This window comes from Candidatus Oscillochloris fontis (genome assembly GCF_004138135.1).
GTDB lineage: Bacteria > Chloroflexota > Chloroflexia > Chloroflexales > Chloroflexaceae > Oscillochloris > Oscillochloris fontis.
The window spans coordinates 34,322-51,083 of the sequence record NZ_RYFD01000031.1; the positions used below are offsets into that span (position 1 = coordinate 34,322).

General features: G+C 56.0%; 16 protein-coding genes. 15 read left to right on the plus strand and 1 reads right to left on the minus strand.

Features of this window, described 5'->3' with window-relative positions; translation table 11 throughout:
* Positions 1–57: 57 nt before the first annotated feature.
* The 15 genes from EKD03_RS12390 to EKD03_RS12460 all read left to right on the plus strand — a co-directional run bounded on the left by EKD03_RS12390 (position 58) and on the right by EKD03_RS12460 (position 15,920).
* On the plus strand, positions 58–996 hold the full coding sequence (locus tag EKD03_RS12390) for an ABC transporter ATP-binding protein (protein WP_238613509.1): 939 nt from the start codon (positions 58–60) through the stop codon (positions 994–996).
* An 81-nt stretch (positions 997–1,077) separates the two neighbouring features.
* The gene (locus EKD03_RS12395) at positions 1,078–2,328 is read left to right on the plus strand and encodes a lycopene cyclase family protein (RefSeq protein ID WP_129631086.1); all 1,251 of its coding nucleotides are present in this window, start codon (positions 1,078–1,080) and stop codon (positions 2,326–2,328) included.
* Positions 2,329–2,579: 251 nt separating this feature from the next.
* Complete coding sequence (locus EKD03_RS12400) at positions 2,580–3,401, plus strand: hypothetical protein (RefSeq protein ID WP_129631088.1); 822 nt, start codon at positions 2,580–2,582, stop codon at positions 3,399–3,401.
* A 136-nt stretch (positions 3,402–3,537) separates the two neighbouring features.
* On the plus strand, positions 3,538–3,873 hold the full coding sequence (locus tag EKD03_RS12405) for a hypothetical protein (protein ID WP_129631091.1): 336 nt from the start codon (positions 3,538–3,540) through the stop codon (positions 3,871–3,873).
* 228 nt (positions 3,874–4,101) lie between these two features.
* Positions 4,102–5,262, plus strand: coding sequence for a sensor histidine kinase (locus tag EKD03_RS12410; RefSeq protein WP_161569258.1), 1,161 nt, complete (start codon positions 4,102–4,104; stop codon positions 5,260–5,262).
* 256 nt (positions 5,263–5,518) lie between these two features.
* On the plus strand, positions 5,519–6,259 hold the full coding sequence (locus tag EKD03_RS12415) for an exopolysaccharide biosynthesis polyprenyl glycosylphosphotransferase (protein ID WP_129631096.1): 741 nt from the start codon (positions 5,519–5,521) through the stop codon (positions 6,257–6,259).
* 47 nt (positions 6,260–6,306) lie between these two features.
* Entirely contained in the window at positions 6,307–7,917 is a 1,611-nt protein-coding gene (locus EKD03_RS12420) for a WecB/TagA/CpsF family glycosyltransferase (protein ID WP_174842863.1), read from the plus strand.
* Between the two features lie 32 nt (positions 7,918–7,949).
* Complete coding sequence (locus tag EKD03_RS12425) at positions 7,950–9,641, plus strand: sugar phosphate nucleotidyltransferase (RefSeq protein ID WP_129631100.1); 1,692 nt, start codon at positions 7,950–7,952, stop codon at positions 9,639–9,641.
* A gap of 16 nt (positions 9,642–9,657) precedes the next feature.
* Positions 9,658–9,996: an STAS domain-containing protein gene (locus EKD03_RS12430; protein WP_129631102.1), complete on the plus strand. Its 339-nt coding sequence runs from the start codon at positions 9,658–9,660 to the stop codon at positions 9,994–9,996.
* 63 nt (positions 9,997–10,059) lie between these two features.
* Positions 10,060–11,583 (plus strand): PP2C family protein-serine/threonine phosphatase, encoded by a 1,524-nt coding sequence (locus EKD03_RS12435; protein ID WP_129631104.1) that lies wholly within the window; start codon positions 10,060–10,062, stop codon positions 11,581–11,583.
* Positions 11,580–12,014 carry an ATP-binding protein gene (locus EKD03_RS12440; protein ID WP_129631106.1) on the plus strand — a complete coding sequence of 145 codons (435 nt, stop codon included), beginning with the start codon at positions 11,580–11,582 and terminating at the stop codon, positions 12,012–12,014. Before EKD03_RS12435 ends, EKD03_RS12440 begins: the two co-directional genes overlap by 4 nt.
* A gap of 97 nt (positions 12,015–12,111) precedes the next feature.
* Positions 12,112–12,471: a response regulator gene (locus tag EKD03_RS12445; RefSeq protein ID WP_129631108.1), complete on the plus strand. Its 360-nt coding sequence runs from the start codon at positions 12,112–12,114 to the stop codon at positions 12,469–12,471.
* A 55-nt stretch (positions 12,472–12,526) separates the two neighbouring features.
* Positions 12,527–13,642, plus strand: a complete 1,116-nt coding sequence (locus tag EKD03_RS12450; RefSeq protein WP_129631110.1) for a glycosyltransferase family 4 protein — start codon at positions 12,527–12,529, stop codon at positions 13,640–13,642.
* A complete protein-coding gene (locus EKD03_RS12455; protein ID WP_129631112.1) occupies positions 13,639–14,712 on the plus strand; it encodes a glycosyltransferase family 4 protein in 1,074 nt (357 codons plus the stop codon). The genes EKD03_RS12450 and EKD03_RS12455 overlap by 4 nt, the downstream gene beginning before the upstream one ends.
* Before the next feature lie 8 nt (positions 14,713–14,720).
* On the plus strand, positions 14,721–15,920 hold the full coding sequence (locus EKD03_RS12460) for a glycosyltransferase family 2 protein (RefSeq protein WP_129631115.1): 1,200 nt from the start codon (positions 14,721–14,723) through the stop codon (positions 15,918–15,920).
* On the opposite strand, the gene EKD03_RS12465 is transcribed toward EKD03_RS12460, so the two are convergent.
* Positions 15,921–16,445 (minus strand): serine O-acetyltransferase, encoded by a 525-nt coding sequence (locus tag EKD03_RS12465; RefSeq protein WP_129631118.1) that lies wholly within the window; start codon positions 16,443–16,445, stop codon positions 15,921–15,923.
* Between the last annotated feature and the right edge of the window lie 317 nt (positions 16,446–16,762).

Below are 16,762 nucleotides of genomic sequence, written 5' to 3' on the forward strand. Positions count from 1 at the left end.
CGTCTTTGCGCCTTGGCGTCAACACGAGGTTTTTTGTGTACCCCAAAGAGGAATCGTATGTCAACCTCCTATGCCGTTGAAATGGAAGACCTGACCCGGCGCTTTGGCGATTTTGTGGCCGTGGATCATGTCAGCTTGAAGGTTGAGCCAGGTGAGGTGTTTGGCTTCCTTGGCCCGAATGGGTCGGGTAAGACGACCACGATCCGCATGCTGTGTGGCCTGATCGCCCCCACCGCCGGCCATGGGCGGGTGTTGGGGTTTGATATTGGGCGGGAGAGTGAGGCGATCAAGGCGCGCATTGGCTATATGTCGCAGAAGTTTAGCCTCTACCCAGATTTGCGGGTGCGTGAGAATCTTCAGTTTTATGCCGATGTGTATGAAGTGCCGCGCCGCGAACGCACCGCCCGTATGGCCGAACTGATCGCCATGGCCGGGTTGACCGGGCGCGAGCGTGAGTTGACTGCGAACCTCTCTGGTGGCTGGAAGCAGCGTCTGGCGCTGGCCTGTGCGATTGTGCATCGCCCGCGCATGCTCTTTTTGGATGAGCCGACGGGTGGGGTTGATCCAGAGGCGCGGCGCGCTTTTTGGGAACTGATCTATACGCTCGCCCAAGACGGGGTGACGGTCTTTGTCACCACCCACTACATGGACGAGGCGGAACATTGCCACCGGATTGGTTTGATGTATGGCGGCAAGTTGGTGGCGCTCGACACCCCCATGGGACTCAAGCATGGTACGATCAAGGGTGAGGTCTTAGAGATCGAGGGTTCGCCGCAGAACGAAGCGCGGGATCTGGTTGGCGCACACCCAGGGGTGCGCGAAATCGCGCCCCACGGAGCACGGCTACACGCGATTGTGGATGATGCAGCCCTGCGTGGCCCGCAGATTGCCGAGGCGCTGCGAGCAGCCGGGATCGAGGACGTGCATACCGAACATATAGACCCCTCCTTAGAAGATGTCTTTGTGACGCTCGTAGCGCAGCAGGCGGGCGGCTAGAAACAAGAACGCCGAAGTGCGCGTCTAACCTAGTGTCCTACACAGACATTGATAGTGCGCTCAGGCTAGGAGGGGAGCGCTATGCAACACTATGACATCATCATCGCTGGGGGCGGGGCGGCAGGACTGAGCCTCGCCTACCAGATGATCTCCAGTCCCTTGCGGGATTGCTCGATCTTACTGATAGACTCAGGTACCAAAAACCAGAATGATCGCACCTGGGCCTTCTGGACTGATGCCCCGACCCCTTTTGAACCCATCGTCTACCACTCGTGGGACTACCTGCACCTCGCGGATGATGCGCGTGAGCAGCATCTGGATCTCAAGGACTATCGCTACCAGGTCATCCGGGGGATTGATTTCTACCGCTTCGTTCATGCCGCCCTCGATGCCTGCCCGAATGTCACCCGCATACAGGGCTGCGTGGCCCAGATTGAAGATGGCTCGGAGGTTGCGCGGGTGATCTGTGGTGAGCAGATCTATCAGGCAACCTGGGTCTTTGATAGCATCTTTCGCCCTACCCAGGTGCCAGAGAGTGAACGCTACCAGTACTTGCAGCTACACTTTAAGGGCTGGGAGATCGAGACCAACCAGGATGTCTTTCGCCCTGATGCGGCCACGCTCATGGACTTCCGCACCCCCCAGGAGGGCGAGACGCGCTTCTTCTACGTGTTGCCCTTCTCCACCCGGCGCGCCTTGGTGGAATTCACGGTCTTTTCGGATGCCCGTTTCAGCCACGAAGAATACGCCCAGGCGTTGCAGGAGTATGTGACTGAGGTGTTGCAGGTTGCCGAGTACCAAATCCTCGACGAGGAGCAAGGCGTCATCCCCGCCACCGATCACCCCTTCCCGCGCCAGATTGGGCAGCGGGTGATGGCGATAGGCACGAAGGGTGGGCGGGTTAAACCGACCACCGGCTATGCCTTTGTGCGCATCCAGCGCGATAGTGCGGCAATCCTCTCCTCACTGCTTACCCACGGGCACCCCTTTGCCGTGCCGAGCGATTCGCAGCGCTACCGCCTGCTCGATGCCGTCATGCTGGAGTTGATGGATCATTATGGCCAGGAACTCAAGCCGATCTTTGCCAAGATGTTTGCGCGCAACCCCATCGAGCGCATCCTACGCTTTTTGGATGAGGAAGGTAGCCCCGTCGAAAACCTCCAACTGATTGCGACACTGCCGCCCTGGAACTTCATTCAAGCGGCGGTACAGTGGCAACTGAGCCACAACACGCCTATTCGTCCCTTCATCCAAGCACCTCCCGATCCACATCCGGAACAATATGACACCGAGGGTGATTCGTGGCTGGGTGTGGCAGCGCGGATGTTTTAGGTTCCAAGGGCAGCAACCCAGGATCTTCAGTGGCTGTTGTGGGCTGGTTGGGTGTGGCGGTACGCTGCTATCATGCGCCGTGTGCCGATTAATCATCCACGCCAGCGCTGCAGACTGAACAGCGCAGAATCTGGAGATCCCGTATGTCATCCCAACCCCGATTTTGCCCCCATTGCGGTGCGCCCCAAGAACCAGGGGCGCGGCGTTGTCGCGCCTGTGATCGCCCACTGGCACAACCCGCGCTGACCCCTATGACCACAGATGAGCCGCCTACCGTACCCTCCTTCCGTCCTGTCGGTGCCGAAGTATGGCCAGTGCTGTGGAGCTTGGTGGGGCTATGCGTCTTCGGCATCATCATCGCGGTTGTCACCGGAGTTGAGGAACTCGGCTATGCGTTGGGGATGGTGGGGCTGACCTTCTTCTTCACCCAGATCATCTTCTGGGTTGCGGGGCGATCCAATGCGCGCCACGGAGCCGAATTTCTGGGCAGCAATCGCCCTTTGGTGCGCTGGGTCTATACCCCAGAGGAGTGGCAACAGGTACGTAGTCTCTTCTACGAGCAGATGCAGAGTAACCAGCCACCCTTAGGCTGTCTACCCGCCATGTTTGGCGGGGTCGGACTCCTCACCGGATTCTTTATTGGCTTGGAGGAGGGCTTTCCAGAGGGATTCGTGGCGATGCTCATCGCCCTCGCCATCGGTGTCGCATTTGGTGGGTTGATGATCCTTCCTGTGAAGATCATCAACCATCAAGCTGCGCAAAACATCATGCGTGCCACGTCCCCTGCCACCGTCGCGCTTGGCAGCCATGAACTCTTCTATGAGCGGGTCTATTTTGATGCACGAGTCCATCGGCTCAATGCAATCCGCCTCCGTGAACGCAAGCGCACCATGGACTACCTCGACATTGATCGCTTTGCCCCCCGGTATAGCCTTGTAATCTACTTCCCCTCGATCATCTACGTTCCACCACGCATGCTCCCGGCGGTTCAGGAGGTCTTGCCAAAGATCGCGGCGCGGGGGAAAGCATGGGATGCAAATGATTCGGATGCCGATATGGATCAGGATCTGTAACCCATGTACGTATTGCGCGGATTTTCACAGATAGCTCTAAATCCGCCTATTTTAGCGCACGGGACACCCGAATCTAGATGTATAATCGGAATTGTGATCATCGATTTGCGATGAACGAAACCAAGGAGCTACAGCTATGACTAATGCACAGACCACGTCCGGGCCGTTGAGCACGATCACCAATGTCGGTACGAGCCTCATCCGTTTGGGTGCCACGGTCGTGACCCTGCCGCTCAACACGGTCAGCACCGTCACCGCCAACCTGTCGCGCATGGTCAACGACGTTGCCACCTCGGCGGGCAACGCGGTTTCCAACCCCGAGAGCAATGACATTGTCAAGGCTGCGGGCGACCTGATTAACGCCACCACCGGCCTCTACATGGGCCTGGTTAAGACGGTAGTCGGTGGGGTTGAGCAGGCGTCGCAGGCGGTTACCAAGGCCGTCAACGATGTTGTTGAGCCAAGCAAGTAAGTCCCAGATGTAGGGACGCTTCATGCGCGTCTCATCCCATGGCTGCGTGCGGTTCATCAATGCCGCACGCGGCTGTTTATTCTCCCTCCTACTACCCCACTCCCACAAGATTGCTACGGATTCTCAGTCTGAAGGCCATCATCTATGAGTACTATCCAGCTATCTAGTGAAGAGCTTTGGCAAGAAAATCAGAATCTACGTGAACGTCTTGCGGAAGTAGAATCTCAATTGGCTGCTTATCAACAAGCAGCGAGCCTAATTGATAGTAGCTCACGCACTCGGGTTGAAGCTGAACTCAACGTAGCCTTAACCAAGTACCGAACGCTCTTTGAAGCCCTACCCTTGGGTATTACCGTCTCTGATCACACCGGCCAGATTGTTGAGAGTAATGCGATGGCCGAGCGCTTATTGGGGATTGGGAAAGAAGAGCAGCAGTATCGTCATATTGATGGAGCCGAGTGGCATATTGTGCGCCCTGATGGTACCCCGATGCCACCAGAAGAATTTGCCAGCGTGCGTGCGCTGAAAGAGCAGCGCTTAATTGAGAATGTTGAGATGGGTATTATGAGTCCAGACGGAGTGACAACCTGGATCAATGTGACCGCCGCACCGGTGCCACTTGAGAACTATGGGGTTGTGATTGCCTATAACGACATCAGCTCTCGGATGGCAGCGGAACATGCACTGCATCAGACGATGCGCGAGTTAACCCGCTCGAATGCTGATCTCGAACAGTTTGCGTATGTGGCTTCGCATGATCTCCAAGAGCCATTGCGGGGTGCAATTGGGATGCTGCAACTATTACAACAGCGCTACCATGGGCGGCTTGATTCACGTGCTGATCAGTACATCTCACTCGCAGTCGATTCGGCGAATCGCATGCAGGCATTGATCAATGATCTGCTCCTTTTTTCACGTGTGGAGCGGCGTAATCAGATTTTTACCCAGATAGATGCCGTAGACGCACTTGAGCATGCGATTGGAAATCTCCAAGTTGCGATTCAAGAGAGCAGCGCAGAAATAACCTATGATCCCTTGCCCCAAGTCTATGCTGACTCAATCCAAATAACGCAACTCTTCCAAAACTTGCTGAGTAATGCGATAAAGTTTTGCAATGAAGCGCCCCCCCGTATTCATGTATCAGCGCAACGGCGGAGTAACGCATGGGTGTTTGCGGTTCGTGATAATGGTATTGGCATCGCCCCTGATCACGTCGAGCGGATCTTTATCATCTTTCAGCGCCTCCATCCGCGCCAAGCCTACCCCGGTACGGGTATTGGTCTTGCCATCTGTAAAAAAATTATTGAGCGCCATGGTGGTCAGATCTGGGTTGATTCACACCTCGGTCATGGAGCGACCTTCTTCTTCTCCATCCCCGATCAAGCCTAATCGTATCTACTTGTCTATCCAACATGATATGATATAGGATACTACCTTGTTGAAAAATAGATAAATTTTCAACTTGATGAGCATGATGAGTTGCATTCAGATGCAGAAAAAAGCCTGAAGGGCGTTGATGAGGTGGAGTGAATAAATTGTCAGATTGGTTCTTCGTTGCTGTAAGGCAATTGTTCATCCCGGCTGATACAGTCGAGAATGGATCTAGAGAGTGGATTTCTTGGCATCATGAATACTGAGGTGCCGCATGCGCCCCACGAATCAAACTGCACAACTTGACCCGAAGACACTCCGGATGTTGGAGAAGTTTGCGGATCGTCGCTTTCAGAGTACCCAAGACAATCAGCGTCTGCGCTTAGTGATGTCTTGGTGGGTAGTGCGCAACAAGATAGTTGGCAATCTCAAGCGAGTGCTTGATATCACCGTTTCAGTTGTGGCGATCATTCTAGGTAGCCCCATTATGTTGGCGACCGCACTGGCGATCAAGCTCGATTCGCCTGGCCCGATCCTCTTCTGCCAAACACGGGTGGGGAAGTATGGTGAACACTTCGCCTGCTACAAATTTCGCTCAATGTATATTGATGCCGAAACTCGCAAAGCCGAGTTGATGGCCAGGAATGAAGCGGATGGGCCTGTCTTCAAGATCAAACATGATCCGCGTGTGACACGAGTCGGACGGATCATTCGTAAATTGAGTATTGATGAGTTGCCGCAACTCTTCAACGTATTGCGTGGCGAGATGAGCCTCGTTGGCCCGCGACCAGCGCTGCCCAGTGAAGTTGCCAAGTATAACTATGAGCAGATTGGCCGTTTACATGCCATTCCTGGCATCACTGGGTTGCAACAAGTCTCTGGTCGTAGCGATGTTGATTTCAAGCGTTGGGTCGAATTGGATTTGCAGTATATCTCTGAACAGAGCATCTGGAAGGATCTTGAGATTTTGGTGCGAACGATTCCAGCCGTACTGTTCAGTAAGGGTGCATACTGATACATGTTGCGTGGTGCGCTAACGCGCCATTGGATAGTGGGGCTCTGATGCGTAAGCTTCTCGTTGTGCTGGGCGTACCCGTCGATAATTTGACGATGGAAGAGGCCCTGGATCGTTGTGATGAGTTCATCGCCATTGGTCGAGCGACAGGGCGAACCCATCAGATCGCGACGGTGAATGCTGATTTTGTGGTCAATTCGCTGCATGATCCCGAACTCCAACGCATTCTGCAAGAGGCGGATATGGCTACCGCTGATGGTATGCCCCTCGTTTGGGGATCGCGGCTTCTGGGTGGCCCCTTGTCTGGTCGGGTGACTGGTGCGGATATGGTTCCGGCTTTAGCGCGGCGTGCTGCCCAGAAGGGCTATTCGATCTTCTTCCTGGGGGCACGTGAAGGGATTGCGGCGAAGGCGGCGGATATGTTGCAGCAGCGCAATCCCGGTATGCGGATTGCGGGGGTGCTCTCACCACCACCACGCTCAATCTTGGAGATGGATCAGTCGGTGGTGGATGCCGTAAAGGCGGCGCAACCCGATATTCTCCTGGTTGCATTTGGTAATCCGAAGCAGGAGAAGTGGATCCGCATGTATGCCCACGAACTGCATGTGCCGATCTGTATTGGGGTGGGGGGGACCTTTGACATGATTGTCGGGGTCACCAAACGCGCCCCGACTTGGATGCAGAAGGTGGGTTTGGAGTGGGCGTATCGCTTGTCGCAAGAGCCACAACGGCTGGCCAAGCGCTATCTGCATGATTTTGGCTATTTTGGCTATTTCTTTGTGCGCCAGTGGTGGGGTATGCGGCGTGGAACCGCAATCTCGATGGTGCCGCCTAAGCCCGTGCCAGAGGTGGTTCCTCCGGCACTTCCTGTTCCCCCTCTCATCCCGGTTGAAGCTCCGCTCGCTCCTATCGCTCCATCCCTCCTACCTCCCACACCCCCCGATCCCCTAAGCCATACGCCTACCCCAATGATGACCTTGCAAGGGCGGTTGGATATTGATAATCAGGATGCATTTGCCGATGAAGCCAATCGGTTGCTTGATGTGTCGCCCTATCTGATCCTCAATTTGGCCGAGGCGACCTTTCTGGATAGCTCGGCCCTTGGGGTGCTGGTTGCCCTTGCCAATCGTGCCCATCGTGCGGGTGGAGCGCTCTGGTTGGTGGCGATCCCGCCCCAGATCCAGAGCCTGTTTCGGCTGGTGCGCCTCGATACCTTCTTTGAGGTCTACCCTGATGCCGATACGGTTGAGTTCAAGCGGCGACAAGAACCGCAGCCGGTTGCGCCCCAGCCAACCGATAATGGTTGGAGTATTGTGCGTATGCCCCGTATGTATGATGGCAATAACATTGCGACCATCACAGATCGGTGCTTAGAAGGGATCGAGACCAATCCCTATCTGGTTTTGGATTTTAGTGACACAGTCTTCATGTCTAGTGCCGGTATGGCCTCGTTACTGCGGTTGGATCGGGCGGCTCGATCTAAGTCAGGGGCCTTGCGGGTTGTTAGTTGTTCGAATGATCTGGTACGGACACTCAAGTTGATTAATATTGATACCATTCTTACGCTGATGGCTGATGTTGCTACGGCTACCCGTGAGCCAGTGCAGTCCGCTCCGAATCTCACCGACCTGCGGGTGATCCCGTCAGGCACGCAATAGGCTACTAGTATCTACTGGTAGTACCAAGGATTATGCAAGCGATCATTCTTGCAACTCATGAGGTGCGGACACTTCTCCCACTAACTGATACCATGCCGGGTGCGCTCCTCCCCATTGTGGATCGCCCGGTGATGGCGATGACGGTGGAGATCTTGGCGCGTATTGGGCAGAAACGTATCTTAGTCAGTCTCTATAACCAAGGTGGCTCGATAGCTTCCTATTTTGGCAGTGGGAAGCGTTGGGGCGTGGATCTGGAGTATGTGGCTCAGCGTGAGAGTTGGGGTTCAGCGGGGTCATTGCGCTGGGTCGCCGGTCTGCTGGATGAGACCTTCTTGGTGCTGCCGGGGGATCAGGTGGTGGATGTGGATGTGGAGGCGGCCTTGGCCTTCCATCGTGCCCATGGTGGGTTGGCGACAGTGATTATGCATCCCGCACTACCCGGAGCACATGTGCCACACCTCGCACTTACTCCTGATAACCAGGTGGGGGCGCATGGAACGCCCTATGCAGTCACCGGGGCGTTTATTTTTGAACCGCAGGTGCTTCAGCAGATTGCTCCACGTACCCAAGCTGACATCTTGGCGGATCTACTTCCAGCTCTGGCTACTTGCAATCATCCGGTGTATGGTTTTGTAATGCAGGGCTACTGGAACCCGTTAGACAGCCTCGCCGCCTTCCACGCTGCGCAACAGGTAGTGCTCTATAGTGCAGTACAGGAGAAAGCCCCCGATCTGGCTCTGGGTGGTCCCTCTGAACGGGTACGTTATCCCGCCTTGAGCAGTCGTCATATTGTGCCGGGGGTGTGGGTTGGCCCGAATCACTCCATCCACCCAAGTGTCAAGATTGCTGCCCCGGTCTATATTGGTGATAACTGCTATATTGGGCGTGAAGTGGAGATCGGGGCCGGTACGGTGATCGGCTCGAATGTGGTGATTGATGATGAGGCAACGGTTAGTGGCAGTACGATTCTCCGTGAAACCTATGTTGGTCAGTTGGTGAAGGTTGAGGGGCGAATTGTTACTCCAGCGACAATTAGTGATCCAGAGTCGGGTGAGACGACTCAGGTGGTTGATCCCTTCCTCCTGAGTCGGGTTGGTACACGCCATGAAGGTCCGAATCGTTTGGCTTTGAATCTTACCCGTGGTGTTGCAGGAGCCTTGTTGGTGGTGCTAGGGCCACTCTTCTTGATCCTCTTCTTCCTCACAACTATTGTTACCCTGGGGCGTCCAATCGTGCGCCACATGCGGGTTGGTCAGCGGATCACCAATCCGGATGGTAGCCCCGGTCTGTATGAGTTCTCCCTCCTCAATTTCCGAACCCGCCGCCGTAATGGCCGCTATACACTCCTAGGAGGCTGGATGGAGCGTTGGGAGCTTCAACGTCTACCGGAGCTCATCAATGTCTTACGCGGCGATTTAGCCTTGGTAGGGGTCAAACCACTCACTCCCGATCAAGCCAAACTTCTCACTGAAGAGTGGCACCAGAAGCGTCATGATACCCAAGCAGGCATCACCGGACTCTGGTATCAACAAACTGATCCAAGCAGTGATTTAGATACGATCATTATTGCCGATGTATACTATACGGCGACGCGCACATGGCATAGTGATGTGTTGCTCTTCTTGCGAACGCCTGCTATTTGGGTGCGGCGGAATATTCACCGCCACACATCGAAAGCCATGATCCATGCTGATCATGGGAGAAGCATGGAACCTTTGAGTTGAGAAGGAGGATCTCCTCATGGAGATGAAAACTCGCGTTGCCGGCGATGTACATATTTTGGAGATTGCTGGGCGGTTCGATACGAACACCGTCCCGCCGGTTGCTGCATGGTTGGAGCAGGTTACAGCCGCCCCTAAGGCGCGGGTATTGGTTAATCTGGCCGAGACAACATTTGTTGATTCGACCGCATTAGCTACGTTGGTTCAGGCGCTCAAACGCTGTCAGCAAGTCCAGGGCGATCTGTGTGTGTGTAGTTTGCGCCGTCCAGTCTATATGATCTTTGAGTTGACCCGTCTGGATAAGGCGTTCAATATCTTTGTGGATGAGGAGCATGCGCTCCAGGCATTGATTAGTTGACCGGATCAGGGGAGGGCTGTGTATGGCTGCGGATGATCTCCGCATACCTACGCAGTAGATGGCATGCTCGTCGCACTACTCAGTTCTCAATATCAACGTTTTGCCGCCATCGCTGAGGCATGGCTGGCTCAAGGAGCCAGCGCCTTTGGGGTCTTTCAGGATGGCCGCCCACTTATCTATTGGCCGAGTAGCCATCGTTTGGTGCGGCCCAGCCTCACTGCGCCGATCATCCAGGATGATCAGCCGGTTGCTGATCTGCGTGTAGCTGGGATCACGGGGATGGCGGCGGAGGCGCGCTTGCGTGCTGATGCTGTCATTATTAGCTCCTTGTTGCAATTGGAGCATGATCTTCAGTGTATGACCGCCGATCTGGTGACAAGCCAGGATCAGCAATTGGCGCTCTATCGCCTCAGTCAGTCCATGCGTGATCATGTGACCGTGCTCGAAACTCTGCGCTCATTGGTGGCGGAGGGTATGCGGATGACCAAGAGCCATGCCGGTTTTGCAGCCTTTATTCCTAAACATGGCCAAGAACCGCTTTTGGTCAAATCTGCTGAAGACTTTTTGAGTGATGAGATGGCATGGCGTATTTATTGGCATACCCGTTCATTAGAACATGCAGTAAACTTGCCCGATCCGGATGCGGATTTTCCTACGCTACCGGACATAGAGGATTTGCTGGCAGTGCCGATACGGGTGCGTGGAAGTATTATGGCAGGCATGGCCATGGCTAATCGTCCTGGTGGATTTGGTACCCCAGATATGAAGCTCATTCAGGCGATTGCCGATCAGGCGAGTGCCCAAATTGAACGTATGTTGCTCTATCAAGAGATGTTCGATCAGGCCAAGTTGCGTACCGAGATGGATCTGGCCCGCCGGGTTCAACTCGATCTGCTCCTCCGTCAGTTGCCTCAGGTTACGGGTCTTGATATCTATGCCACGTCACGCCCAGCCTACCAAGTTGGCGGCGATTTCTTCGATTTTATTGTTAATCCGGGGCGTCCGTTTGTCTTCTCACTCGGTGATGTGACTGGAAAGGGTCTCTCGGCTGCACTCTTAATGACGATGACCCGCTCAGCTATCCATAGTAAAGCCCAGTTCATGCCCTTTCCTACTCCTGAAGCTGTCATGCGACAGTCGAATGAGGATCTCTATAACGATTTTACCCGTGTCGGTGTCTTTGCCACGGTCTTTGTTGGCCAATACGAACCCGGTACGCAACGTTTGCTCTACGCCAATGCGGGCCATGCCCCTGTTATCTACCGTCCCATTGACGGCCCTGCCCAACTCTTACGGGCAGATAGTACCGCTATCGGTATTCTCCCGGTGAGCCACTGCCGAAACCAGACCCTCAACATGCGCCCTGGCGATCTCTTGGTTGTGGCAACGGATGGTTTTAGTGACGCCCGTAATGCGCATGATGAGACCTTCGATATTGAACGCCTGATCGATCTGATCGATCAGTTGGCCCCACGCACCGCCCGCGACATTGCCGATGCGATGTTCGAGACTGTTGATCGCTTCGGAGGGGGGCGTAACCAAGATGATGATCAGACCCTCGTGGTGATCAAAGGAGCAGCATCGTGAGCCTGCAGCATCCAGAGGTTGTCCGGCTTGATCTGCCGGCCCGCTACACCTATCTGCATATTCTCAGTGATTGCATTGCGGATATGCTTCGCCAGATTGATGGCATCGAAGATCATGAGATGCTGACTTACAATATGCAACTCGCTGCCCATGAAGCGTGTACCAATATTGTCGGTCATGCCTATGCTGGTTCTCAGAGTGGGAATGAGCGGATTGTCATCTCGTTGGCGCTCTTTCCGCATCCACGACGCTTACAGATCGAGTTACGTGATACTGGTAGGTCGTTTGATCCCGAAGAGGTGCCCACCCCAACGCTGGATCAGGCCCAGGTTCATGGCTATGGTCTCTTTTTGATGCGTAATTTGATGGATAGTGTGACCTATACCCCTCAGCCGGGAGATAATCATTGGTGTTTGGTAAAACATTTGTAAGTTAGGTCTTGGTCGGGTGCGGAGGGGCACTCGCACCGAGGGCCATTGTTTCTGCATTATTTCTACTGGTGCCGTATGTTCCGAAGGGGGGACTCCTATGGCGACGATTCTGATTGTGGATGACTATGCACCCAATCATCGCCTAATGAGTTTTGTCCTTGAACAGCATGGCTATGCGGTTCAAGCGGTGGTGGATGGTCGCCAGGCGTTGGAGAGTCTGGAGTATACCAACGTGGATCTGGTGCTGACGGATCTTACGATGCCAAAGATGGATGGCTTAGAGCTCACCCGCATCTTACGCGCTGATCCACGGTTTGCGCTGATCCCAATTATTATTGTGACGGCGAGTACTCGCGAGCAGGATCATGTACGGGCAAGTGGGATTGGCGTGAATGCTTTTTTGACCAAGCCGGTCGATTCGGAAGATTTGGTAGCTGAAGTGGCTCGGTTGCTCTAATCACCTCAGCGTACTGTTCTTGGTTTCTTCTCAGCGATACGTGGAGTGTCTGTCTATGCCTGCCTATACGCTTGGGTTTGTTCTGGAGCAGGCTCTTGGTCATGTGACCCACGCCAAGAATCTTCAACTCAACGTTCCCTCTGATCCAGAGGTGCGGGCGCTTTGGGGGTTGATTCCTTTTGAGGTTGCTGGTCTTTCGGCTCGAATTCCTGTCTATAAGAGTAACTGGACGGTGCGGGCGGGCCTGCGGGCACGCCGGGTGGTGGCTGGATTGATGCGTCAGGCACCACTTGAAGCGCTCTTCTTCCATACCCAAGTGCCTGCTATCCTTGCGCAGAACTGGCTCAAACGCATTCCCAGTATCGTTTCGCTGGATGCAACTCCGTTGCAGTATGACCGCCTGGGTGCGTTTTACCAGCACGCGCAGGGGCCGGGGTGGCTCGAAGCCCTCAAGTGGCGCCTCAATCGTGATTGTTACCGCCACGCCCGCCACCTTGTCGCTTGGGCTGAGTGGACGAAGCGCGGCCTAGTTGATGAGTATGAGGTGCCCGCCACGAAGATCACGGTCATTCCACCTGGGGTGAATGTGGCCGATTGGCGCCGCCCTACCCCGCGTACCCGCCACGATGATCCGGTGAAGATTCTCTTTGTCGGCGCGAATCTGGAGCGCAAGGGCGGCATGTTGCTCCTCGATGCCTTCCGCTCACTCCGCCCATTAGGCGTGGAGCTACATCTGGTCACAAAAGATCCGGTTGTGCCCGAACCGGGACTCTTTGTCTATGCCCAGATGCAGCCCAATAGCCAACCGCTGAAAGATCTCTACCATCGCTGTGATATCTTCGCTCTGCCTACCTTTGGCGACTGCCTGCCCATGGTGCTCTCTGAGGCTGGCGCAGCGGGAATGGCGATGGTCTCAACCAAGGTTGCGGCCATCCCGGAGATTGTGCGTGATGGTGAAACTGGGTTGACCGTTCCGGTTGGGGATGTGAGTGGCTTAACCGAAGCACTGCGGCGGCTCATCCTCGATCCTGCATTGCGGCTCCAGGTCGGTGAGCGTGCAATTGCTCATGTGACTCAATCCTATGATGCGCAGAAGAATGCGACCCGTCTGCTCGATCTGCTCAAACACGAAGTAGATCTAGCGCGGGTGAAGGCGAGGCGAACGGCATGAGTCACCAGGTTTTGCTTACGGTATCGGGCACTATTCCTGCCGATCTCGACGCCCACGTCAAGGCCGGACAGCGTCCCCAGGCTGATTATCGGGTGATGGCGGCGCAGTTTGGCGCGGATCTGCTGGATTACCCGGCGGCGCGTAAGGCCAGCGGGTTGATTGGCAAACTCATGGAGCGCGTGGGTGGCCCCGATCTGATGCTGGCCTGGGCCTGTTTCACGCTGCGCAAGCGCTACCGCGTCATCGTCACCGATGGCGAGCAGATCGGTTTGCCCCTGGCGGCCATGTTCAAGTTCCTCGGCTTTGGGCGACGGCCGCGCCACCTGATGATTGTCCACATCATCTCCGTACCCAAGAAGATGATCTTCCTGGATCGACTGCGGGTGCAGAGCCAGATTGATCGCTTCCTCGTCTATGCCACGGCGCAGAAGCAGTTTATCGAGCGGCGCTGGAAGATCCCGCCCCAGCGGGTGGTCTTGACGCCCTTTATGGTGGATAGTGACTTTTTTGCTCCCAGCAAGGTGCAGGCCCAGCAGAGCGAGCCGATGATCTGTGCGGTGGGGTTGGAGCGCCGCGACTACCCCACGCTCCTCAAGGCGGTGGCCGGCTTACCCGCAAAGGTGGTGATCGCCGCTGCCAGCCCCTGGTCGAAGCGCAGTGACAGCACCCAGGGTCAGATGATTCCGGCGAATGTTGAGGTGCGCCGTTTTAGCCAACACGAGCTGCGCCAACTCTATGCGGATAGCCGCTTTTTGGTCATGCCGCTGGAGAATGTCGAATTCCAAGCCGGCATCACTGCGATACTGGAGGCTATGGCGATGGAGCGGGCGGTGATTTGCTCGCGCACTCCCGGCCAGACCGATGCGGTGGTTGATGAGGTAACGGGGATCTATGTCTCACCGAGTGATCCGGTGGCATTGCGGGCAGCCCTAGAGCGCCTGCTCAACCAGCCGGAGGTGGCTACACGCATGGGCAAGGCGGGGCGGCAACGCATCGAGCAGCAGATGAGTCTGCACCACTATGCCGCCGGATTAACCCGCCATGTGCGCGAGGCAGAAATGCAGGGCTAGGAGGGTCTGTGGCACCATTCTTTACATTCCTCACCCGGCTTCTCATCCTGGGTGAGATCGGGCTGAAGCTGATCGTGGACTATCTGCTTCTGCTTACCGCAGCTGCGCTCTTTGCCCCACGCACCACCCCGCTACGGGCTGGCCCACCCACCACTCGCTTTGTGATCATGATCCCGGCGCATAACGAGGAGCGCCTGCTCCCCCAACTGCTCGACAACCTGGCGCAACTCGATTACCCGGATGATCTCTACCAGGTACATGTGGTGGCCGATAACTGCACTGACCAGACCGCAGCGTATGGACGAGCCGCAGGGGCAAGCGTGCATGAGCGCTTCAACCAAGAACTGCGCGGCAAGGGCTATGCGCTGGAGTGGCTGCTCGAACAGATCTGGGAGCGCGGCGATCCGCATGATGCCATCGTCATCCTCGATGCCGACTCGGTCGTCTCTTCCAACTTCCTGCGCGTGATGGACTCGCGGATTGCCCGTGGCGAGCGGGTGATCCAAGCCTACTATGCGGTACGCGCCCCAGAAAGCTCGGCCAGCGCCGGCATCCGTGCGGTGGCCCTCACCGTTCTGCACTACCTCCGCCCCCAGGGGCGCATGGTGCTCGGTGGTTCGACTGGCCTCAAGGGGAATGGGATGGTCTTTGTGGCCGAGATCCTACGCCAACACCGCTGGACCGCCTCGCTAACCGAGGACATCGAGTACCACATGGAACTGATCCGAGCGGGTGAACGCGCCATGTTCGCCCCCGATGCGGTGGTGTGGGCCGAAATGCCGGATAGCCTCAAAGCCTCGCAGACCCAGAATGAGCGTTGGGAGCGCGGGCGTATGGAGATGATTCGCACCTACGTCCCGGCGCTACTCCGCGAGGGGGTACACAAACGCAACTTCTTGCTGCTTGATGCGGCGATTGAACAACTCATCCCACCCTTCTCGATTGTGGTCGGGCTGAGTGGAGTAGCCATGATCACCGCGCTGATCAGCCGTAGCCGCCAAGCGATCCTACTGGCTATTGCGATCATCACCGGCCAGATCGCCTACATCTTCACCGGCCTCGCGCTGGCACGCGCACCATGGGCACTCTACCGCGCCCTACTCTTTGCCCCGGTCTTCCTCTTCTGGAAGATCGTGCTCTATGTGCGCCTCTTGCTCGGCATCAAGCCCGATGACTGGGTGCGCACGGCGCGGAATATTGAGCAGTAGTTACCCGTTAATCCGGGTGACTCGGGCCGGAATCCCCACCGCCGTCGCCCCAGCGGGAACATCCGACACCACCACCGCATTCGCCCCGATCTGGGCGCGGTCGCCAATCGTGATCCCGCCCAGGATGCGTGCCCCGGTGCCAACAAAGACCTCATCGCCAATCACGGGGAATTCCCAGGTATTGCGCATCCCAATCGTGATCCCACCGATCAGGCTACAGTTCTTGCCGATCCGGGCAGGTGAGACGACCATCCCAATCGGGTGGGGGATGTACAAACCGCCCTCAATATCGGCACCAATCACAATATCCAGCCCATAGCGGCTAAAAATTTGGCGTTGGGCAAAACCAGGCAGATAGGGAATTCTCTTCCGTTGGCACCAGTTGCCAAAGCGAAACCAGGCAATCGCACGGAAGGGCATGTAGCGAAAGAGGAGTTTGAGGATGATGCCCCACGTCACCGGGGCATCGGTATTGATCTTGCCCAACTCGATCCAGCGCCGCGCATCCTGCTTAAATCGCTCCATGGTTGATTGCCTCGATCATTGCGTAGGGTCAAAAGCATCGTCCTCCATGTCGTCGGGAAATACGATCTACGTTGATGGGCGATGCTTCACAGAAAAAGACCCGCGTGGAAGCCGCAGGGCTTTAGCCCTCGCGGAGGAAACGCGGGCGCGGCACAAGGGCGACTCGTACTTCGGATATGCGCGCCGCGAGTCCGGCTGCTGGCTTGTATAAACAGGACGGATGTGCTATAATTCGCTTTATGAAACTCATCGCCCAACTGAAACTCCTTCCGACACCCGAACAGGCGGATGCGCTGCTGCGCACGCTGGAAACGACC